This window comes from Erythrobacter donghaensis, assembly GCF_001557325.1.
Lineage (GTDB): Bacteria > Pseudomonadota > Alphaproteobacteria > Sphingomonadales > Sphingomonadaceae > Erythrobacter > Erythrobacter donghaensis_B.
This window is the reverse complement of sequence record NZ_LSJS01000048.1, coordinates 1-2,147: the sequence shown is the minus strand read 5'-3', so window position 1 is coordinate 2,147 and position 2,147 is coordinate 1. Positions and strand designations below refer to the sequence as shown.

The 2,147-nt window shown below is 62.9% G+C and carries 3 protein-coding genes; all 3 read left to right on the top strand.

The genetic code is table 11. From position 1 onward, the window contains the following. Nucleotides 1–1,112 (top strand): conjugal transfer protein TraN (locus tag AX692_RS01525; protein WP_073977545.1); only part of this gene is annotated, 1,112 nt, incomplete at its 5' end. Beyond that, on the top strand, nt 1,093–1,938 hold the full coding sequence (locus tag AX692_RS01520; protein WP_073977544.1) for a conjugal transfer protein TraF: 846 nt from the start codon (nt 1,093–1,095) through the stop codon (nt 1,936–1,938). The genes AX692_RS01525 and AX692_RS01520, both read left to right, overlap by 20 nt. Before the next feature lies 1 nt (nt 1,939). Beyond that, nucleotides 1,940–2,147: conjugal transfer protein TraH (locus tag AX692_RS18670; protein WP_196491753.1), on the top strand; the 208-nt coding region annotated here is incomplete at its 3' end.

Genomic DNA, 2,147 nt, shown 5'->3' with positions numbered 1-2,147 from the left:
CCGCGCCGCAATGCACGGTCACGCAGTCCTATCCGATCAACCTGTGCGATCCCTACTTCGGGATCTACTGGGGCTGCAACTCTGGCGACCTCAGGGTTGACCTCGTCAGTTGTACCGCGCCGGTCGATGGCGCCACACCCTATACGGTGACGGGCGAGAACGTCGTAACCACCACGCGCGATGAGAGCCAATGCGCCGGCATCGCGGCCGACAGCTCGTGCCAGCAAGACACCGAGACGTGCACCGACAGCGATCCGGTAACCCGCATTGTCGATGGCATCGCCGTGACGCAGCCTTGCTGGGCATGGAGCCGGAGTTACAGCTGCGCGCAGTTTACCGAGGCTCAGGACTGCCAGACACTTGTAGACACTCCGGGCTGCAAGCTCGTGCGCGAAGACTGTCTCGCTGGCGAGCCCTGCCGCACCTGGGAGCGGGTCTATGATTGCCCGGTTCCGGACCAGCCCGCGAACAGCAATCAGTTCATCTGCGATGGCGATGTCTACTGCATCGATGGCTCGTGCGAGACCATCCAGCGCGAAGCCAATGACGAGTTCAAGGACGCGGTTGTCGCGTTGAACGCGATGAATCAGGCCCGCCGCGAGTTCGATCCTGACAATCTAACCTTGTTCAAGGGGACCCGCGAAAGCTGCTCGTCGAAGGTTTTCGGCATTCTCAACTGCTGCAAGGGCAAAGGCTTCCCGCTGATTCCGGGCATCCAGCTGCTCGTAGCGCTGGGCTGCAGCCGCGAGGAGATGCTGCTGCATCAGAAAGACGCGCAAGGTTTGTGCGCCTACGTCGGCACTTATTGCTCGTCCTCCTTCCTTGGCGTGTGCCTGACCAAGCGGAAGGTCTACTGCTGCTTTGAATCCAAGCTCTCGCGGATCCTGCAGGAGCAAGGCCGCCAGCAGCTGAACAAGCCCTGGGGCAAGCCGAAGACGGAGCAATGCTCCGGGTTCACCATCGACGAGTTCGCCCGGCTTGATCTGAGCCGAATGGACTTCAGCGAAGTCTATGCCGAGTTCACCGACGCCGCCCGCCTGCCTGACGAACTGCAGGCCACCCAGGAAATCCAACAGAAGATCGAGGACTATTATGCCCGCGCACGCCAATAAGGCCGCGTGGCGGCTGCTTGCCGCCTGCGCGATTGCCAATGCCGTTTGCGTCCTTCCGTCTGCAAACGCGCAGACGACCACCACCCAAGACGATGCGCTGCCACGCGCCGAGACGGACGAGCGGCAGGACAGCTTCTACTGCGCCGAGCGCAGGCTGGGGTACTGGTTCTACTGCAATCGGCCCAAACCGCCGGAACAGAAGGCACCTGCGCCGGCGGCGAGTGCCACGAGCCAGCTTGACGCAATCACGGCGACATTGCGGGAGCTCAAGGCCAAGGCGATCCTCGAGCCCACGCCTGCCAATGTGACGGCCTACATCCGGTTCCAGCGGGCCCAGCTCGACCAAGCTTCGCTCTTCAGCGACGTCTGGCAGCGGGCGATCTGGCAGGATCCCGAACTCGACTACACGCTGCAGCGCCCGGTTTCGACGCTCGGCAAGCGCCAGTGGCAGGATTCGCGCAGCGCGGAACGGAACGCGGCAATGGCGCAGCTCTCCGAGCGCTACGGGCTCTTCTACTTCTTCGCCCAGAGCTGCGGCGCCTGCGAGGTCATGTCGCCGATCGTGCAGAGCGTTGCCTCGACCTGGCACATCGCGGTGCGGGCGATTTCGACCGATGGTGGCCCATCGCGCCATTTCCCGAACTACACGGTCGAGACCAACCAGCGCACCCGCATGGGCCTGGAGCCCAAGATCACGCCTGCGGTCGTGCTCTGGGACGCGCAGACCGGCCGCCCCATTCCGATCGGCTACGGGGTGATGAGCGCCGACGAGCTTCAGGACCGGATTTATCTCCTCACATCGAAGGAAGCTGGACGTGACTACTAGGATGATAAGAGCCGTCGCTGCGATCCTTGCAGCTACCCTTCCTCTCACCAGTGCATCGGCCGACGTCGGCAGTTCGATGGACTCGTTTCTGAACGACGTCGGCGGCGCAGCCAACGTCAACGGGCCGACCGCGTTTCAGGGGCAATCGGCCGGCTATTACAGCCTCGGCAATGTCTGGACGCGCTTTCCCCAGAAGACGACCAACATTG

Bases quoted from the DNA above. Each gene is read 5' to 3' on its own strand.
- AX692_RS01520 (WP_073977544.1), top strand. From the start codon at position 1,093: ATGCCCGCGCACGCCAATAAGGCCGCGTGGCGGCTGCTTGCCGCCTGC.